The following is an 18201-nucleotide window of genomic DNA, read 5'->3' on the forward strand; positions in this document are numbered from 1 at the left end:
GTGGGCCACCGGCGACACACCGAAGGAAGTGACCGTGACCGCCACCGCGGGGTCGACGACCGCCACAATCACCGCCACCGCCTCCATGCTGACCCTCCAGCCCAAGGACGGCACCGCCACCTGCACCGGCTTCGGCATCCCCTGGACTGAGGAGAACGACGCCAAGGGTACCGACTGCAAGATCGTGTTCAACCGGTCCAGCGCGCACTTCAAGGACAGCGTCACCCCGGTGGATGTGAAGGTGTCCTACGCGATCACCTACACCGCCACCGACGGCGCTTCGGGATCGATGGACACCCACACCACCAGCACAACCACCACCATCCCCGTCGCTGAAATCCAAACCCTCAACACCCAACCAACCAAACAACCATGAAACCCAGGATGGTTGATGTTGGTGGGCCGGGCCTCGTTCCGCCGGCCTGTTTCGCTCGAACACTTTGAAAGGACCTGACCACTGATGTCTTACCCCACACCCCTGCCCTCACCCACACCCACCAACTGACACTGCAACCAACCCAGACGACAAGTACCACCAGCACCGCCACCCTGCCACCAAGAAAGACCACCCAGCATGCAATCTCAAGTTCCCACGGCTAACCGGCCCCACCACCGCCTAACAGCAGGCCTGCTGACCCTGCTGCTAGCAAGCACACCCCTCGCCGCATGCTCCTCCGACTCGGACGACACCCCCTTGAATATCCCGACCTACGATCCGGAGGCGGCGGCGTCGGCGGAGGCGTCTGAGTCCGCTGCCGCTGCTGAGGCGTCCGCGTCGGCTGTGGCTTCTGCGGAGGCGGCGGGTGTGGTGACGGCGGAGTCGCTGTCAACCGAGCGGCATGTGATCACGTCGATCCCGGAGGGCCTGAATGAGCAGCAGACCGAGGTCCTCAAGGCCTTCGTCAACTACGACGAGGTGACCTGGAACATCTGGTTCACCGGCACCGGCGTCGAAAACGCCGAACCCCTAGTTACCGCAGACCTTTACCAGGTAATCAAAGACAACTACGAATCTTCCCTCGGACAGACTATCGAAGGAACTGTGCGCATATCGGTTAAGGAGGTGTTCGCCTTGAGCCCCATCCAAGCGCAGGTTCTTACATGCTCCGATCAGTCGGATCTTGCGGCTTACGACTCTGACGGCAACGACGTCAGTAATCCTGAAACGCTCCAGGGGCGCTACGAGATCTTGGTTACCATGATCTACGAAGACGGAACTTGGAAAGACTCGGAGGAGTCTACACTATCCGACAATGAATGCGTGGCTTAAATCATGATGCCACACACACGATTGCCGGTCGCTTTCGTTGCAGTCGCACTTTCTCTTGTACTATCGGTCGTTGGAGCTCCTACCGCATTGGCGTTTAAGGGATCAGACAATGGTTCTGGTTCGTCTTCCGGCTCGGTGTCCGCTAGCGAGGATGGTTCGGTGACTATGACGGTTACCGCCCAGTACACGTCGGCTGCGGCGGATGGTTCCGGCTCCAGCGGTGGTGGCGGTGTGGCGTCTCCGCAGTCGGCGACTACTACGGTGCATCCGGTGTGCTGGTACGAGCAGGACAAGACCGGCGCTGATCTGGCGCAGGAGATTGACTCCTACGACTCGCAGTTCGTGAAAGAGTGGCTCGGGCGCAAATACGACGGGTATGAGGACCATGCCGGTGACGCCGACGGCCACTGGTATACGCCGACATGCGACTACCGGTACTACCGGGGAGACAAGCCCGGTGAGTTCAGAGCATTCACTCAAATATGGATGCTCACCGCCTCCGCCATGTGGGTTCCTGCTGGCGGGGTTCCTCCGGAGCCGGTGATCGATGGGGCGACGTTGGCGCGGGCGGCGTGGGATGCGGTGACGATCCCGACCGCCACGATCGGCTACAACCCCAGCGTCGGGGATGTGGGGGCCACGATCGTGGGCATGGATACCTGGGTTTGGGCCACCGGCGACACCCCCAAGGAAGTGACCGTGACCGCCACCGCTGGGTCGACGACCGCCACGATCACCGCCACCGCCTCCATGCTGACCCTGCAGCCCGATGATGGCACCGCCAAGTGCACCGGCTTCGGCATCCCCTGGACTGAAGAGAACGACGCCAAGGGCACCGACTGCAAGATCATCTTCAACCGGTCCAGCGCACACTTCAAGAACAGCGTCACCCCGGTAGACATCAAAGTGTCCTACGCGATCACCTACACCGCCACCGACGGCGCCACCGGAACCATGGACACCCACACCACATCCACAACCACCACCATCCCCGTCGCTGAAATCCAAACCCTCAACACCCAACCAACCAAACAACCATGAACCTTCTGGACTCAACCGTAATGAAACAGCTCGAGCCAACGCCCGTTCTAAATGGAGGCAGTTATAATGGTTACCAATCCGAAGCGTGAGGCGCTTGAACGTCTGAGCGGACACGTCTCGCGAAAGAACTCCGAGTTGGGATTCTCCACAAATGCACCTTCATGGTTGCCGTGGACATCCTCACCGGGGCAGGAGCACGGCTCCGCCATCAACGCCCCTGATACATGGGCCGGCCCATTGGCGGATACTTCGGCTGAAGACACCAAACTCGATGTTGATGCGGTCGATAGCATATTCAGTAATCTGCTAGACGCGATTAACGAGCAAAAGAACTCTTTGCCCGAGGACATCGACGAGAGTGACCCAGCAGCCGAATGGCCCAACTAGCTATGACGAAACAAGCAACCGACACCAAGAACAAATAAGAGGGCGACATACTCATGGCTGTAGTCATTCTGAACGCCGACAAATTGGCAACCGCGATTCAAGACCTACGTGATTTCTCAAACTCCTGCGCCGCCGCCGTCACCAGCATAGACAACAAGTGCGCGGATGAGCATGATCCTATGGATCTTTCCGATTTTCGGACCGACGCAAGAGGTGCGATCGACTGCGTCAGAAGCAGGGCAGATGATCTGGAGAATGCCAAAGACGCGATCGTCGCGGTAAACGAGTCCGGCGTCGGCAGTATGAACGCGCACGGGGATATCAGCTGCGAGGTTCCCGACGAGACCACCATCAACACGATCGACGACCTGGCCGCTTGGTCACAAGCCACCATCGACGCGCACGATCTGCAAACTGTCACCGGCCCATACATGACCAAATCAAACGGTCGTTCGTACAGCCAGATCATAGAAGCCATACGGGGACGATCTGACGATCCCGCCTACGCTGCCGCGCTGATCAACGCCATAGGACCAGAGAACCTCACTCAACTTCCACTCGATGTTGCCTCAAACACCCATGTTGCTTCCAGCAAAGACAACGCCGACGAACTCGCTGATCTCCTAGGCGTACTCTTGGCCTCTGCGTCCACCAGATGGGACGACGATATGTGCGAATCGATGGCCACAACCATCGCCGAATCCGTTGACGGCGTAGGCGAGTGGGGTCGCATAACCGTACTTAACGCCATCGTTGGAGGGCACGACGCCGACGACGACCATGTAAGCGACCTTGAGTTCAATAGCACTTTCCTCAACGCCCTCGCCGATAACCTTGAGGAAATTGACTGGAATACAGTCCGATCTGTCTCCGCGACCCGTGACATCCAAGACGCCGAGGCATCTTCTTACGCAAGACAGCGACTCGGCTCGTATTTGGATGGACACTCCTTTGACCCGTTATCTGGCGTCCTGTACGCAATGGGAAACAACCCCGAGGCCGCCTTAATGTATCTCAGCGCTGACGGCGAGATTAAGTATGGGCAGTGGGAACCAGGCAAGCAGGCAGAAACGCGGTGGGAAATGCTCAGCACCCGTTATCCGGGTCAGAGCAACGGACTCAACGTCCTCACCGCAACGATGGCAAGCGCCTCCTCCATGCGCGGTAGTGAAGATTCCGGGAAGGCGGCCGCTGCAACCTGGGTCATCTCTAGATCTATGGAGTTCGCCTACGACGTGCCTTTTGATGACTACACCGATACTATGAAGGAGAACTTGTCTGTAGTGATTGCCAACACGTCTGATCAGGGCCTCAAGATCGCCGATGGTGGATCGCCAGAAGGACTGGACCTGCATACCGACGGGAATCGTGACTATACGGACACCGACCTGTACACCACGCTCATCTACAGAGTCATCGACAATGAGGTCGCCTCCACCACCATATACACTGCATTCACCGACGCCGCATTGGAAGACCATTCCAACGTCGAAGATGCCTCCAGCCTGAAGAGCAAGTATCATGATGCCGGGACCGTATACGGGTACCTCAACGCGATTGGCAGCGTGCGCCTGACGGACCTGGAAGATGCAGCAACAGCGGAACATGAGGCCGCCGAGAAGGCAATAGGCTTAGGGTTCACATTGGCAACCACCATTGTGGGAGGCCCCAAGCCACCTTGGTCTTACAGAATCGGCAGCACCGTGGCCAAGCCCTTAGTCGACTTGGTCGCCTCGGACGAGTTGCCCGAATTCGACGACCCTCTCCCCAACACTCGTACCACACTTGAAACTCAGGCGTACGCAGAAGCCGTCAACCAAGGACTCATAACTGACCCCGATGCCTTCAACCCCGAGTACTGCCAGGATGAATACACTCACGAGTCCTACACGTGGTGTGTCACCAACGATGATGGCACCACCAGTTTCAACCTCGATGTGCCCCCGACCGACGATCAGAACGATCAGGTCCACAACTGGGCCACTGACATCAAACGAGATGATCATGACCCGGACAACATAATCATCGATACGGAGACAGCTATCGATACCGGTATTAACAGAGGGCAAGCCAGGATCTTAGGGGAGGATGGCGCGAAAGGCGAAGCCGGTGCGATCGAGATCAAAAAAGACTAATGGTGATTACCCCATGGCGAGGACGGAGGACCGACACACGAGCTTCGCCCTCCGCGGGCCGACTTGGCCGTGTGAACCAACACCAGGACATTCTCCAGCTTAAAGTCGTAGTCCGTTATGACACCATCCGCCGGTTGCGCGCCTTCACAGACTCTCCGGGCTCCGCAGCCAGGCGGCGTCGGCGGGCCGCAGGCCCGTGTAACCGAGGTCGCGCACGCGTGCGGCGGCGAGAATCCCGATGACGGTGGAGGGGTTGTGCAGCAGGCCGTGCATGACCGCGTCCACGGCGTCGTCGAAACGCACCCAGGTGGGCTCGAACTCGGCCTCCTCGGCCTCTCGGGGAATCCGCTCCTCCGCCGGCAGTAGTGTGAGTTCACGCGCGAGGAAGGACCGTGCCCCCTCGGTGGTGAATCCGGGTGAGGCGTAGGAGTCGACCAGCACGTCCCAGCGGGCGGCGGCGTAGTCGGTCTCCTCGGCGAGTTCGCGCTGCGCCGCGGCCAGCGGCTGCTCCCCCGGCACATCCAGTAACCCGGCCGGGATCTCCCACAGCATGGCCCGCACGGGGTGGCGGTACTGGCGCACCATGAGGATCTCGGCGGCCGCATCCGGCTGCGACGAGTCATTCCCCTCCCGCAGCGCCACGATGTTCACGGCGTCGTGGTGGGCGACCGTCTGCCGCCGCACCGGGGCGAGCCCGTCACCCAGTATCACCGAGTCATCGTCGACGGCGAAGATCGGCCCCGACCAGGCGCGCTCGTGGCTCACGACGCGGCGTGTCAGATCGTGGGTGTCCCTGAGACTTTCTCGATTCACTGTTCTCTCCTCCGATTCTCGGCGTTTCAGCGGTGGGCGACGACGGCTTGCAGTTGTGCCCGCAGATCGGCTTCGTCGGGCAGGAGTTCGGCCGCCTGTCGAGCTCGTTCCCGCGCCTGCGCGCGGGCTTCGGCGTCGGCTAGCAACCCGGTGATCGCGTCGGCCAGGGCCTGCGGCTGCGGCGGTACCAGGATCGCGCCGCCGTGGGCGGTGGCGGCGGTCCCGCCGACGTCGGTGGCGACGATCGCAGCGCCCGCCTGCATGGCCTCTTGCAGCGCGATGGGCTGTCCCTCCCACAGGCTGGTCTGCACGACGACGTCGGCCGCTTCCATCAGCGCGGGCATGTCCTCCCGCCGGCCCAGCAGGTTCACGGGCAATGACTCGGCGTGGATACGGGCCTCGGCGGCTGCCCGTCCCGGTCCCTCGCCGGCGACCGCCCACACCAAGTCTGTTGCCGCGGTGTCGGATACGGCGGGCGTCGCCAGCAGGGCCGCAGTGTCCAGCAGCAGGTCCAGACCCTTCTGCGGGGCCAGCCGAGCCACCGTGAGGATCCGCGTGGGGGCGCCCCGCCAGGCGGACTCGACGGAGGAGGCGCGCGGGGCCAGGCCCTCGGTATTGCGCCGAGGCGCGGGGATGACGGCGAGCTCGACACGCTGCGCGCCGCGGCTGCGCTGACGCTCGGCCAGATCCGGGCTGACCGCGAGTATGTGGTCGGCGCGCCCGGCCACCAGCTGCTCCAGCCGGTTCCCGACGACGGTGGTTAGGCGCCCCCCGACGGGGAGGTTGTGGATGGTCACTACCAGACGGGCCCGGCCCCGTCGCGGCCCGCCCAGGGCCAGCGCCGCCAGGGCACCGGCGCGCAGCCCGTGGGCGTGAACCACATCGGCGCGGCGGCCAAGTCGACGTAGGCGGGCCACGACGACGCCGTCACCGGGTGCGGGACGTGCGCCGATCGTCAGCAGCTCGGCCCGTGCCTGTCCCAAGTCGGCGCCATCCAGCACGTCGGCCGGTGCCTCCACAATCACGTCGTGTCCCGCCCCGGCCAGAATTCTGGCGCACTCGGCGACGTGGGCGCGCATGCCGCCGGCGGCACTGCCGGAAACCTCCAAAATGCGCAGCCGGGTCCGTGCCTCCCCCGACTCCGCGGGAGAGGTATCCGGGGCGGTTGATGGGGTGTCGTTAGGCAGGCTCATTTCGTCTCCTGTGACTCAGGTGCTCCACCTGCGCCGCGAACGCCGGTGTCCGGATGCGCGGGGCGGCGCAGAGCGGCCAGCAGTTCGCGGTCCACCACGCATGTGGCGGCCCCGGTCGCCGCGGCGGTGAACAGGGCTCCGGCCAGCGCCACGGCCACCCCGCCGGCGACGGTTTCGGGCTGGCGGCTGAGCCAGTTGCAGGCGAACCCGGCCACGGCGGCGACGGGCAGCGTCAATGCCAGTACGCGCGCCGTCGGGGCCAGCACCCGCACCCCCATACGGCAGGCCAGCGCAGCCAGCAGCCCGATGCCGGCCACACACATGCCGATGGTCGTGCCCAGGGCCAGGCCCTTGAGCGTGGCCACCCCGTCTCCGCCGTGCGGAGCCAGCAGCCGCACTGCCGCCCAGGACGCCAACGAGACCGTGAGCCAGCCGGCAGCCGCGGCACACGCGGCCCCACGGGCCCGGTCGGCGGCGTACAGCGCCCGAGTGACCTGGTAAATGAGGGCGTAACCGACCAGGCCCGGTGCCAGCAGGGCCAGAGAGGCCCCCATACCGCCCACGTCGGCCAACAAAGCGAAGAAGCGTTCGGCGCCGTCGGCGGCAGCCAGCAGCATGCCCGCCCCGGCCACGGCCACGCCGGTAACCAACGCGGTGGAGCGGGCGGTCAGCGGGAGCGCGTCGCCGTCGGCGCGAGTGAAGGCAGCGGCCAACCGCGGGTAGATGACGGTGGCGACCGGGACGACCAGCACTGCATAGGGCAGCACGTACACAGCCTGCGTGTACTGGTAGACGGCGACGGTGCCGGTGTTTCCGCCGGCGCGGGCGAGCGCCAGCACAGCCAGGACGCTGAGCTGCTGGGCGAGCAGCGTCCACACCCCGGCGCCCCCCAGACGCAGTGCCCTGGCCGCTTCGGCGCGCCCCAGGCTCAGGGTGGGCCGCAGGCTCACACCCAGGCGGTGTACGGGCCACAGCAATGGCAGGGACAGTGCGACCACCCCCAGCGTGGTGCCCCATCCGAGTAGCTGCAGTGCCACCGGTGAGGCCGTCTCCGCGCCGTCGGCCAGAGTCCCGTAGACCGCGTAGGTGGCGATCACCACCAGGCTGGACAGGACCGGAGTCAGAGCCGGCCAGGTGAAGCGGCCGTGGGCCTGCAGCACGCCGGTGAGCACCACACCAATGCCGTATAGGGGGATCTGCGCGGCGAACATGCGCAGGAACGCCGCCACCAGGTCCCGCTGGAGGCCGGGATCCACGCCCTGGGAGACGGGGAACCAGCCGGCGATCGGGACCGCACAAGCAGCCAGGATCACGGCCAGTGGGGTCAGTACCAGGAGAACCAGGGTGAGCAGTGCGGAGGCGGTGCGGGCCACGTCATGATCGCGTCCGGCACTGATCGGGGCGGCCAGCAGCGGGACCACCGTTGCGGCCAGTGCCCCGCCGACCACCACCTCGTACAGCACGTTGGGTACCTGGTTGGCGGTGGCGTAGGCACCGGCCACCGTGCCGGCTCCCACCGTGGTCGCCTGCACGATCCAGCGGAGGAAGCCGAGCGCACGTGAGACCAGGGTGAGTCCGGCGACGCCGCCGGCTGCCCCCAGGACCGCCCGCCGGGGGCCGGTGACGGCGGGAGCGGCTTGCGCGGACACGACTGTCGTCGGCTTCTTGCCGGTCACGAGGTCCGGCGTCCGCAGCGGTCGACGGCGGACAGGAAGCGGTTGCCCTCGATCACCCGGGTGAAGGAAACCCGCTCGCTGGCCAGGACCAGCCCCGTCCCGGCCAGAGCTGCCGCCACCCGCACGCCGACACGGGGGTGGGCGGCCAGGGCCGTTCCCACCAGGGCACCCACGGCGTTGGCGCCGGTGTCCCCCAGCATGGTCGTCTCCCCCAGGTCCTCCGGCAGGGCCGCCCCGGCTACCCCGAGGGTGCCGGCGGCCAGGGCGCGACCGGCGGCGGCGCTCGGACGCCGGTCGACCAGCAGCGGCACCGCGGTCAGCACGGCCGCCTTCAGGGCGCGGCCGGGGCGCAGGTCCAGCAGATTGTGCAGGTTGGCCCAGGACGCGATGACGACGGCGTTGGCGGCGGCGTCCGCCACCGCTGTCAGCGCACCGGCTTGGGTTCTCCCGCGAGTGATCAGGCCGCCGGCCACCAACGCCCCGGCGCCGATCCCCGCAACCTTGAGGGCGCCGGTGGTGACGTGTCCGCGGCGCAGTGCCGCCAGGTGTCCCCGCAGGCCCTTGGCGGGGGCGTCGCCGTCGTGCGCGCCGGCGTCGAGGTCATCGACCAGCCCCGCAGCGCCAGCGGCTGTGGTCGCGGTCACGGCCGCGATCGCGACGTTGGCGCCGGCGGGCACGTTAGCGTCGTACAGGAGGCGTCCCGCGCAAGCACCGGCCGCGGCGGCACCGGCCGCAGCGCCCACGCCGCCGCGCAGGCTGACAGCGCGACCGTGGAAGTTCGTACGTTCGAGGCGACGCCGCAACCGGGAACCTGCGCGTCCCAGGGCGGCGGATACGGCCGCGGTGGTGATCGCGGAGGCGGCCGCGACGATTGCGGGGCCGCAGCAGGAGCCGTCCGACGTCGGCGTGGGTCGCGTCATGGCTGCAAGCGTAATCGGCGTCAGCGGGAGATGGGCGGGATGACGGCATCCGCGCCGTCGTCGAAGCCGTAGCTGCCCACCGTGCCCGTGGCGGTGGCGGCCAGCGCCAGTGGGGTGGACACGGCCGCGGTGGCCTGCCCGATGGAGTCCACCGTGGTTACCGGCGCCTCGGCATTGCGCAGCGCCGTCACGATGTCAGCCGCGGCGTCGCCGGCGCCGACCACCACGGTGGTGGCGGTCGACGCGGCACCGGTCAGTGCGGAGGTCCAGGCGGCGACGTCCTGCTCCGGTGTGGCCTGTGCGGTCGGCTCGCTGCCATCCGCGGCGGCAACGGTCCGCGGGCCGATCACTACGATCATGTCGGCCGGAGCGGAGGGCTGCGCATCGACGGTGACCAGTGGGGTGTCGGAGGCGGTGAGTAGTTCCATCAGGGCCGTGGCGTCCTCCCCCTCTTGGGTCAGCGCGGTGGCCAGCCCCTGCCCGAGGACGGCGTTGCCGTCCGCGGCCACGTCGTCCAGGTAGGGACCGAACTGGCCGGAGTAGGTGGAGCGGAAGGACTCGCGGGCGGTCTCGGCCCAGGCGCTGGTCAGGGTGACCCGGCCGGTGATGGTGGCGCCGGCGGTTTCGATTTCGGTGACGACCTGGTCGATGTCGTCGCCCTCGGCCTCGGGCATGAGGACGACGGCGACGCTGCGCCCGTCCAGCGCCCCGGGCAGCAGGGAGTCGGCCGCGGAGGTGATGTAGTCGTCGCGGTCATTGACCGCCGCCTCGGTCTGCTCCAGCCGGGATTGAAGGTCGTTGCGGTCCGCCCGCAAGGAACTGACCTGGTCGTTCAGTGCCGTGCCGAGGGAGTTTTGCAGCGGCCCGGCACCCAGGACGACGCCTACGGCGAGAGCCAGAAAGACGGAGATGAGCGAGACCAGGTGGTAGCGGAAGTCGATCATGAAGGATCCTGTACTGCTCAGACGGAGGGTGTGTTCGGAGTGAGTCCAACCAGGGACCGGAAGAAGTTGACCAGATCGTCCCATACGGCGCCGGACAGTCCCAGGAAGGTCTGGCCCGCGGGGGTGGAGGCGAGGGCGACGAACAGGGCGACCAGGCCCGCCAGCGCCAGCAGTCCCAGCTGCCAGCCGGAGATGCGCGTGCGGTACAGGCGGGATACGCCCTTGGCGTCGATCAGCCGTCCGCCGACCTTCAGGCGAGTCAGGAAGGTTGAGGACATGCCGGCGCGCCCCTTGTCGAGGAACTCCAGCAGGGTGGCGTGGGTGCCCAGGGCGACGATGAGTTCGGCACCCGCTTCATCGGCGATCAGCATGGCGATGTCCTCGCTGGTGCCGGTGGCGGCGAAAACAGTGTGTTCCACGCCGAGGTCCTCGACCCGTTTGAGGCCGGGGGCGCGCCCATCGCGGTAGGCGTGGACGATGATCTCGGCGCCGGAGGTCAGCGCCTTGTCGGACACCGAGTCCATGTCCCCGACGATCATATCCGGCTTGAGTCCGGCCTCCAGGACCGCGTCCGCGCCGCCGTCGACGCCGATGATGACGGGCTTGTAGTCGCGGATGTAGGGCTTGAGGGCCTGGAGGTCCTCCTTGTAGGAGTAGCCGCGCACCACGACCAGCACGTGTCTGCCGGACATGGAAGTGCGAATGTCCGGCATGCCGACGCCGTTTAGGAGCAGGTCGCGTTCACCGCGCATGTACTCCATGGTGTTGGCGGCGAAGGCCTCCAATTGAACCGACAGTCCCTCTTTGGCGGACTCCATGAGTGCGTCAATGCTCTCGCGGGTCTGGATAGTGCCCTCGGCGAGGATGGTGGAGTCGGCACGCGCATCGGGCTCGGTTTCGCCGGCGTCCGCCTGATCGAGCCGGTGGTGGCGGTGAGTGCCCCGGCCCTGCACGTGCACGGCCCCGGCGTGCTCGGACTCGGGGTCGAGGTCGATGGTCACGCGCTGCCCGTCGTGCAGCCGCATAACGTCGGGGCCGAGGTCGTCGACGAGTGGAATCCCGGCGTCGATCAGGATGCCGGGCCCCAGGTTCGGGTAGCGGCCGGAGACGGAGGGGGCCGCATTCAGCACCGCCATCGGCTTGCACTCAACCAGTGCCTCCGCCGCCACCCGGTCCAGATCCACATGGTCTATAACGGCGATGTCCCCGGTTTGGAGGCGTTTGGTGAGTTTCTTGGTGCGCGCGTCCACCCGCACCATGCCGCTGGGACGGTCAGATGCCGGCGGGGCCTGCTTGCGGAACGGAAACGGAAACCTCACGACTGGGATTGTGCCACGTGGGCCTCGGCGATCAACTCAGCGGCATGCCGGAGGGCCGCCTCGGAGTCCTCGTGGCCGGAGAGCATGCGAGCGAGCTCGCGTACCCGAGCCGAGCCGGTTACGGCTTCGACGCGGGTGCGCACGGTCGGTTGGTCTTCCCCGGTGTGCTGCGAAACAGCCGTGTTGCCCGCATTGGCGGGCGCGGTCTCCTTGCGCACGACCAGCTGGGTGTCCGCCCAGGCGGCAACCTGGGCGAGGTGCGTGACCACTACCACCTGGTAGCGGCGGGCGAGTCGCGCCAGGCGCCGTCCGATCTCGCGAGCGGCGCGACCGCCGACACCGGCATCGATCTCGTCGAAGACGAAGGTGCGCTGGTGGTGTATTGGCGCCCCGTCCGCAGCATCGAGTGGCGCACCGCCGGGGGCGGCATCGGCCAGGACGACCTCCAAGGCCAGCATGATACGTGACAGTTCACCCCCGGAGGCCCCCTTGCCCAGGGGCAGTGCAGGCGCTCCGGGATGAGAAATCAGCAGCAGGGCGACGTTCTCGGCGCCGGTGGGGCCGGGGGCGTCGCGCGGCTGCAGGTCGACGACGAAGCGAGCGCCTTTCATCTCCAAGCCGGCCAGCTCGGCGTTGACCGCCTCCTGCATCCGCTCGGCCAGGTCCCGGCGGGCGGTCGTCAGCTCGTCGGCGAGGCTCACCAGGGCTGCTTCCGCCGCAGCAAGCTGCGCGGTCAGAGTCTCGGCGGTGCCGTGGGGACCTTCGAGCTCATCCAGGCGAGCGGCGGCGGACTGGCCCCAGGCAAGCAGGGCGTCGACGTCGTCGAGTTCGACGGTAGGGCCCCCGATCTCCCGGCAGGCCCGGGCGAGTTCGGCGCGGCGGTCCTGCACCCAGGCGAGGCGGGCGGGGTCGGCGTCCAGTCTGGCCAAGTATTCGGCCAGCTCGCCGGACAGGTCCGCCGCGTCGATACCGAGCTGGTGCAGGCGCTCGGCCAGGGCGGTCAGGGCGGGGTCCACGCCGGCTACATGCGCCAGAGCACGGTCGGCGGAGGCAATCAGGGCCGCCACGTCCGGGACGTCGGCCGCGGCCCCGTCCTCCTCGCCGGCAAGCGCGATGCGAGCGGCGGTGGCGGCGCGGCGCAGGTCCTCGGCATGGTCCAGCCGCTCGGCCTCGGCGGTCAGGGCAACGTCCTCCCCCGGTTGGGCGGCGAGCTCCTCCAGTTGCTCGAGCCAACGCCGCAGGTCGGTGGCCTCGACCCGGCGCGCTTCGGCCCCGGCCCGCCACTGCTCCAAGGCGGTGGAGGCGTCGGTTCTGGCCCGATAGGCCTCGGCGTAGCGACGGCACAGGGCGGCGTGGTCCGGTCCGCCCAGGCCGTCGAGGGCGGCCCGCTGGGCGGAGGCGGAGCGCAGACGCAACTGATCGGCCTGCCCGTGTACGGATACGAGTCGGGCGCCGACGTCGGCCAGGACCGCTGAGGGTACGGCGCGGCCTCCCAGGTGGGCGCGGGAGCGGCCCGAGGCCGGTACGGTGCGCGAGGCCAGCAGCAGGTCGTCGTCGAGCTCGGCTCCGGCTTCGACCGCGCGGGATGCGGCACGGGAAGCGGGGGACAATACGAAGGCGCCCTCTACCAGGGCTCGATCGGCGCCGGTACGCACGCTGGTCGCCTCGGCACGCTGTCCCAGTAGCAGCCCGAGGGAGGTGAGCACCATGGTCTTGCCGGCGCCCGTCTCCCCGGTCAGGGCGGTCAGCCCGGGACTGAGCAGCAGATCGGCCTGCTCAATCACCCCGAGGTTCTCGATGTGTAGAGACTCGATCACCGCGCGTCGCCGTCCCGGCCGGGCAGTGCGGCGGACGCGTCGGCGCTGCGCCAGCCCTCCACGGGCAGGTCGAACTTGCGCACCAGGCGCGTGGCGAAGGGGGCTGTGTTCAGCCGGGCGAGTCGCACCGGGCGCTGCGCGCGGGTGACGCAGATGCGCGAACCGGTGGGGGCGTCCAGGCAACGGCGCCCGTCGCACCACACCTCGGCCCCGCCGAAGCCGGCGTGGTAGATGACGACCTCCAGGCGGGAGTCGGGCCCCACCACCAGGGGGCGGGTGAATAGGGCGTGTGCGGACAGGGGTACCAGTAGCAACGCCTCCACCTCGGGCCAGATGACGGGGCCGCCACCGGAGTAGGCGTAGGCGGTGGAGCCGGTGGGGGTGGCCATGACCAGCCCGTCGCAACCGAAGGAGGACACGGCCTGCCCGTCCACGCCGACCGCGACCTCGACCATGCGGGCCCGATCCCGCTTCTCCAGGGCCGCCTCGTTCAGCGCCCAGTCGCGGGTGACCGAGCCATCGGGGGCCTGTACCTCCACGTCAATGGTCATGCGGGTGTCGACCACGTACCGGCCGGCCACCAGGTCGGCGACGACCTGCTCCACGGCGTCCGGATCGGCCTCGGCGAGGAAGCCGACGTGGCCGGTATTGATGCCCAGTAGGGGCACGTCGCGGTCGCGGGCGACCTCGCTGGCACGCAGGATGGTTCCGTCACCGCCCATCACCAGGACCAGGTCCACGTCGCCCTCGAATCCGGGCTCGACGGGCTCGACGCCATGGGAGCGCAGTGCTGCCTCCGCCCGGGCGACGGCCGTGGCGGTGGGGGCCGCCTTGCGGTGCGGCGGGACCGGTTTGTCGTTCAGGTCGCGCTGGAGGACCATGACGCGCCGCAGCCGCGGCTGAGACTGCGGCGTCGGGCTGATTGCCGCCACGGCCGGCGGTGCCGCGGCTCCCACCGGTGAAGTCGCGGCCTCGGTGTAGGCGGCCTGACTTGGTTCGGTTGGAGTTTCAGTCGTGGCTTGAGGAGCGGTCTCGGGGATGATTCCGGTGGTCATATTCCGCCTCCTTCCGTGCGGCGTCGACGCTGCGTGTGTCCGGCTGGCCCTGCCTCCACGGCGCGGCGCGCCTCGTCTCGCAGCGCCGGACCGTGCAGGTCCGTCGGTGAGCCGGCCTGTCCGGCATGCATGTTCACAAAATACTCGACATTTCCGGCGGGCCCGGGCAGCGGCGAAGCGGTGACCGCATCAATGCCCAGGCCGAGAGTGTGGGCGCATTCGCATACGCTCAGCACGGATTCGACATGCAGGGCGGGGTCGCGAACCACTCCCCCGTGGCCGAGGCGCTGTTTGCCGACCTCGAACTGGGGTTTGACCATGAGCAGGAGATCCGCGTCCGGAGCGGCCGCGGCAACCAGCGCCGGCAGCACGGTGGTCAGAGAGATGAAGGAGAGGTCGCCGACGACGAGTTCGGGAGCCGGGGCGACCACCTCGGGCCGCAGCGTGCGTACATTTGTGCGCTCAAGCACACTCACACGCGGGTCGTTCCGCAATGACCAGGCGAGTTGTCCGTAGCCGACGTCGACGGCGACGACATGTGCGGCGCCGCGTCGCAGCAGCACCTCGGTGAAGCCGCCGGTGGAGGCGCCGGCATCCAGACAGCGCCGTCCCCTGATGCGCGGTGCCAGACCCCGCTCGGTGAGCGCGTCGAGTGCCCCCGCCAACTTGTGGGCGCCCCGGGAGACGTAATCGTCTGTGTCCGGGGCGATGATCTCGATCGCCTGTGCGGGGTTGACCTGTCGCGCAGGTTTGGTCACCACCACGCCATCCAGAGTGACGTGACCGTCGTCGATGAGCCGGGCGGCGTGGGTGCGTGAGCGGGCGAGCCCTCGCCGAACCAGCTCGGAATCGATGCGGATCAGTCGTGCCATGTGGTTGGGTGTCGGTTCTGGGGTTAGTTCTCGGTCTGGTGCAGTTGGGAGGCGAGTGCCTCATTGATGGCGGCGAGCTCGGCGGCACGTTCCGCCAGCGGTAGGGCGGCAGCCGCCTCAAGTCGAGCCGACAAGTCCAGTTCCGGCGCGGGTCCCCGACCGTGTATGGGGCCGGGGCGCGGGGCCGGTTTGGGAGTGGTAGTCATCGGACTGTTCCTAAGAGGTGGTTTGTGGCTCAGTGCTTTAGGCGGTGACGCTGAGCTCGGGCACGTTCACATCATCCGTGCGGCCGGCGTTGGCGTCGGCGTGTTCCCAGAGCGCGCAGGCGAGCGCACGGTATGCGTTGAGGGTTACGGTGGCGGACGCCGCGTCAAGGAATCCTGCGGCCTGGCCTTCTATGCCCGTCTCGTTCACATGCCATCGCTCGTCACCGACCTGCCACCAGGTCTCGCCGTCGACACTGACCTGGAGGGGATCAGGGTGGGGCTGCAGCAGGCCGCGCAGGTCGGTATGCAAGAAGGTCGGCCGCTCCTCGGGGGAAGCCAGCAGCACGTCGCGGGCCGTGCTGACGCCCGTGAGCACATGCAAACCGGGGATGTCCGCCGCCCGGGCGCCGACATGATCGGTGTTGAGCCGGTCCCCGACGGCGAGCGGCCGGGTGCCTCCCGCACGGCGCAGTGCGCGTTGGTAGATGCCGGGGAAGGGCTTGCCGCCGGCGAGCGGTTGGTGCCCGGATGCATTGGCCACCGCCGCAACCAGGCTGCCATTGCCGAGGGCGAAGCCGCGCTCGGTCGGCAGGGTGGCGTCCAGATTGGTGGCGACGTGTATGGCGCCGTTGGTTATGGCGTACAGGCCTTCGGACATCATGGCCCAATCGACCGCGGGGTCCCACCCCTGTACGACGGCAGCGGGCTGGTCGTCCGCGGAGGCGACGACCGTAAAGCCCTCGTCGGTCAGCGCCTGACGCAATCCCTCGCCGCCGATGACGAAGACCGGGGCGCCGTCGGGCAGGTGCTCGTGGAGCAGCGCAGCCGCATCCATGGCGGCGGAGAAGACCTCGCCGGTGAAGGCAGTAATGTCATTGCGCGCGAGCTTGTCAACCACGGCCTGTGGGGCACGGGAGGCGTTGTTGGTGACGAACACCAGTTGCATCCCGTAGTTGCGCGCGCCGTTGGCACCCTCGGCCGCGTGAGGTACGCGGGCGTCTCCGGCGAAGCAGACACCATCCAGGTCGAGCAGGGCGACGTCGTAGACGGTAGCCAGCGGCTGGCTGCTACCGAGCAGGAACTGGGAGGCGTCCCCGTGGAGAGTGCTCTTCGCGTCGGCCATTTCAGTCCTCCGCCGGTCCTGCGACTGTAGTCGCGCCGTCGGCCTCGGGTTCGGCTGCCTCGGGATCCGTGCGTGCCGTGCTGTCGTCAGCGCCGGCGGAGGCGCCGACGGCGTCTGAAGCCTCGCGAGACTCGGCGACCTCGGCGGTTTCCGACGGCTCCGGGGCGGCGGACGGCTCCTCGCTTGCTTGCGGAGCGTCGGCCGTGGTCGCGGCATGCTGCTCCTCTTCGTAGTCGTCCTCGATGTCGTAGACCTCGACCTCTTCGGCTGGCTCGCGCTCTTCTCCAATGCCGATGCGCTTGCGGATCTTGGCCGCTTCGTCGCCGCGGCCGAGTTCCTCGAGCCGATCGGCGCGCACGGAGTGGAGGCGGCGCAGGGTTTCGCGGTCACCGCGGAACATCATGATCGCCTCTTCGATGACAACCAGCCCGAGCTCGCTCTGCCCCATGTCATGGCGTACCCCGGAGACCACCATGGCGAGTTCAGCCTCCTCGAGATCGTCGAGTTGCCTGGGGTCGGCCTCTTGCGCGACCTTTAGTGCCTGGTTGTAGCGACCCAGCGCGCGTTCACAGTCGGCCTCGATGGCACGGTGCAGGTCCAGACCGGAAAGCCGCCTGGCGGCACGGATCTCACGCAGCGCCTCGTTGTAGTGGCCGGAGAGGTAGGCGGCGATACCCGCTGACTCCCTCACCACCGCCACGCGTCCGGCATGCGATGCCGCGTAGCGTGCGTGCTGGTATGCGAGTTCGGGATCGGAGTCCAGCAGGCGCTGCACCATCACCAGATGGCGAGCCACGTTCTCCGCGTTTGCGCGTCCCAATGAGCGCAGCTCGCGCCGGGCCGAAGCCTCAAGATTCTGTGGGAGTACCTCGGACGGCACCGGAGGCTCGGGTACACGCGAACGCTGCGGCGGACGGGAGCCGCCTTCACGCCGACGTGCGCCGCCGCCATATCCGCGCCCGCGACCATCGTCATGCCTGTGGCCACGCCCGTTGCCGCGATAGCGGCTATCACCATCTTGCGTACCGGATCCCCGGCGCTCGGCCCCGTGCCGACGCCCCTGATCGGAGCGTGCGCGCGGTTGATCATCATCCCGACGGCGGAAACCGTGCCGGTCTCCACCCCTACCGCGGCGGTTCCCGGAGCCGGAACGGTCCTCACGCCTGTCGTACGCCATGGTCCTTCTTTCTCGTTCGTCGGCCGGCGCTCTTAGCGCTTCGTGCCGTGAGATCCAACCCTACCTGTGGGCGGCTCCAATGGCGATCCCGTGAAAATGTGGTGCGCGCTTCTATGAGCGCCAGCTCATCCGGTGGTGTCTGGTGGGGTCGTGTCGTGTTGTGTGCGTGTGGTGTGTGCCCCCCCGGCCAGGGCCCCGGGGGGTGGGTGCGGGTTGTGGGTGTGGGTTCGTGAGCGTGCCGGCAGTGTCCTAC

Annotated in this window: 16 protein-coding genes and 1 pseudogene; 5 read left to right on the plus strand and 12 right to left on the minus strand. The window is 67.5% G+C overall.

All coding sequences use genetic code 11. The features are described from left to right. The 5 genes and pseudogenes from DRB06_RS14740 to DRB06_RS14755 all read left to right on the plus strand — a co-directional run. Nucleotides 1–376, plus strand: a pseudogene (locus tag DRB06_RS14740) (hypothetical protein); the annotation flags it as partial. Between the two features lie 198 nt (nt 377–574). After that, nucleotides 575–1270 (plus strand): hypothetical protein, encoded by a 696-nt coding sequence (locus DRB06_RS14745; RefSeq protein ID WP_108966883.1) that lies wholly within the window; start codon nt 575–577, stop codon nt 1268–1270. 165 nt (nt 1271–1435) lie between these two features. Then, on the plus strand, nt 1436–2311 hold the full coding sequence (locus DRB06_RS14750; RefSeq protein ID WP_258522286.1) for a hypothetical protein: 876 nt from the start codon (nt 1436–1438) through the stop codon (nt 2309–2311). A gap of 66 nt (nt 2312–2377) precedes the next feature. After that, on the plus strand, nt 2378–2698 hold the full coding sequence (locus DRB06_RS15910) for a hypothetical protein (protein WP_146750914.1): 321 nt from the start codon (nt 2378–2380) through the stop codon (nt 2696–2698). Between the two features lie 53 nt (nt 2699–2751). Then, a complete protein-coding gene (locus DRB06_RS14755; protein ID WP_111820353.1) occupies nt 2752–4833 on the plus strand; it encodes a DUF6571 family protein in 2082 nt (693 codons plus the stop codon). A gap of 144 nt (nt 4834–4977) precedes the next feature. Here DRB06_RS14755 and DRB06_RS14760 read toward each other — a convergent pair whose 3' ends face one another. From DRB06_RS14760 to DRB06_RS14815, 12 genes are all read right to left on the minus strand, one after another. Further along, a complete protein-coding gene (locus DRB06_RS14760) occupies nt 4978–5646 on the minus strand; it encodes an NUDIX hydrolase (RefSeq protein WP_073332669.1) in 669 nt (222 codons plus the stop codon). A gap of 26 nt (nt 5647–5672) precedes the next feature. Beyond that, a complete protein-coding gene (locus DRB06_RS14765) occupies nt 5673–6839 on the minus strand; it encodes a glycosyltransferase family 4 protein (protein ID WP_111820354.1) in 1167 nt (388 codons plus the stop codon). Next, on the minus strand, nt 6836–8488 hold the full coding sequence (murJ, locus tag DRB06_RS14770; RefSeq protein ID WP_111820355.1) for a murein biosynthesis integral membrane protein MurJ: 1653 nt from the start codon (nt 8486–8488) through the stop codon (nt 6836–6838). The genes DRB06_RS14765 and murJ overlap by 4 nt, the downstream gene beginning before the upstream one ends. Before the next feature lie 23 nt (nt 8489–8511). Then, nucleotides 8512–9435, minus strand: a complete 924-nt coding sequence (locus DRB06_RS14775) for a hypothetical protein (protein WP_111820356.1) — start codon at nt 9433–9435, stop codon at nt 8512–8514. Between the two features lie 20 nt (nt 9436–9455). Next, the gene (locus DRB06_RS14780) at nt 9456–10379 is read right to left on the minus strand and encodes a copper transporter (protein WP_073332676.1); all 924 of its coding nucleotides are present in this window, start codon (nt 10377–10379) and stop codon (nt 9456–9458) included. Between the two features lie 17 nt (nt 10380–10396). Then, entirely contained in the window at nt 10397–11638 is a 1242-nt protein-coding gene (gene steA / locus DRB06_RS14785; protein WP_073332678.1) for a putative cytokinetic ring protein SteA, read from the minus strand. A 56-nt stretch (nt 11639–11694) separates the two neighbouring features. Continuing rightward, entirely contained in the window at nt 11695–13515 is a 1821-nt protein-coding gene (gene recN / locus DRB06_RS14790) for a DNA repair protein RecN (RefSeq protein WP_111820357.1), read from the minus strand. Next, nucleotides 13512–14396, minus strand: coding sequence for an NAD kinase (locus DRB06_RS14795; RefSeq protein ID WP_073332762.1), 885 nt, complete (start codon nt 14394–14396; stop codon nt 13512–13514). Before DRB06_RS14795 ends, recN begins: the two co-directional genes overlap by 4 nt. Before the next feature lie 170 nt (nt 14397–14566). Continuing rightward, a complete protein-coding gene (locus DRB06_RS14800) occupies nt 14567–15442 on the minus strand; it encodes a TlyA family RNA methyltransferase (RefSeq protein WP_073332683.1) in 876 nt (291 codons plus the stop codon). Nucleotides 15443–15465: 23 nt separating this feature from the next. Beyond that, entirely contained in the window at nt 15466–15648 is a 183-nt protein-coding gene (locus DRB06_RS14805) for a hypothetical protein (protein WP_073332686.1), read from the minus strand. 37 nt (nt 15649–15685) lie between these two features. After that, entirely contained in the window at nt 15686–16771 is a 1086-nt protein-coding gene (locus DRB06_RS14810) for an HAD-IIA family hydrolase (protein ID WP_111820358.1), read from the minus strand. Nucleotide 16772: 1 nt separating this feature from the next. Further along, complete coding sequence (locus tag DRB06_RS14815; protein ID WP_234416153.1) at nt 16773–17549, minus strand: hypothetical protein; 777 nt, start codon at nt 17547–17549, stop codon at nt 16773–16775. Between the last annotated feature and the right edge of the window lie 652 nt (nt 17550–18201).

The organism is Actinomyces sp. Z5 (assembly GCF_003287795.1).
Classification (GTDB): domain Bacteria; phylum Actinomycetota; class Actinomycetes; order Actinomycetales; family Actinomycetaceae; genus Actinomyces; species Actinomyces glycerinitolerans.

Bases quoted from the DNA above. Each gene is read 5' to 3' on its own strand.
- DRB06_RS14745 (WP_108966883.1), top strand. From the start codon at position 575: ATGCAATCTCAAGTTCCCACGGCTAACCGGCCCCACCACCGCCTAACA.
- DRB06_RS14750 (WP_258522286.1), top strand. From the start codon at position 1,436: ATGACGGTTACCGCCCAGTACACGTCGGCTGCGGCGGATGGTTCCGGC.
- DRB06_RS15910 (WP_146750914.1), top strand. From the start codon at position 2,378: ATGGTTACCAATCCGAAGCGTGAGGCGCTTGAACGTCTGAGCGGACAC.
- DRB06_RS14755 (WP_111820353.1), top strand. From the start codon at position 2,752: ATGGCTGTAGTCATTCTGAACGCCGACAAATTGGCAACCGCGATTCAA.
- DRB06_RS14765 (WP_111820354.1), bottom strand. From the start codon at position 6,839: ATGAGCCTGCCTAACGACACCCCATCAACCGCCCCGGATACCTCTCCC.
- DRB06_RS14775 (WP_111820356.1), bottom strand. From the start codon at position 9,435: ATGACGCGACCCACGCCGACGTCGGACGGCTCCTGCTGCGGCCCCGCA.
- DRB06_RS14780 (WP_073332676.1), bottom strand. From the start codon at position 10,379: ATGATCGACTTCCGCTACCACCTGGTCTCGCTCATCTCCGTCTTTCTG.
- steA (WP_073332678.1), bottom strand. From the start codon at position 11,638: ATGGTGCGGGTGGACGCGCGCACCAAGAAACTCACCAAACGCCTCCAA.
- DRB06_RS14795 (WP_073332762.1), bottom strand. From the start codon at position 14,396: ATGGTCCTCCAGCGCGACCTGAACGACAAACCGGTCCCGCCGCACCGC.
- DRB06_RS14800 (WP_073332683.1), bottom strand. From the start codon at position 15,442: ATGGCACGACTGATCCGCATCGATTCCGAGCTGGTTCGGCGAGGGCTC.
- DRB06_RS14805 (WP_073332686.1), bottom strand. From the start codon at position 15,648: ATGACTACCACTCCCAAACCGGCCCCGCGCCCCGGCCCCATACACGGT.
- DRB06_RS14810 (WP_111820358.1), bottom strand. From the start codon at position 16,771: ATGGCCGACGCGAAGAGCACTCTCCACGGGGACGCCTCCCAGTTCCTG.
- DRB06_RS14815 (WP_234416153.1), bottom strand. From the start codon at position 17,549: ATGGTGCAGCGCCTGCTGGACTCCGATCCCGAACTCGCATACCAGCAC.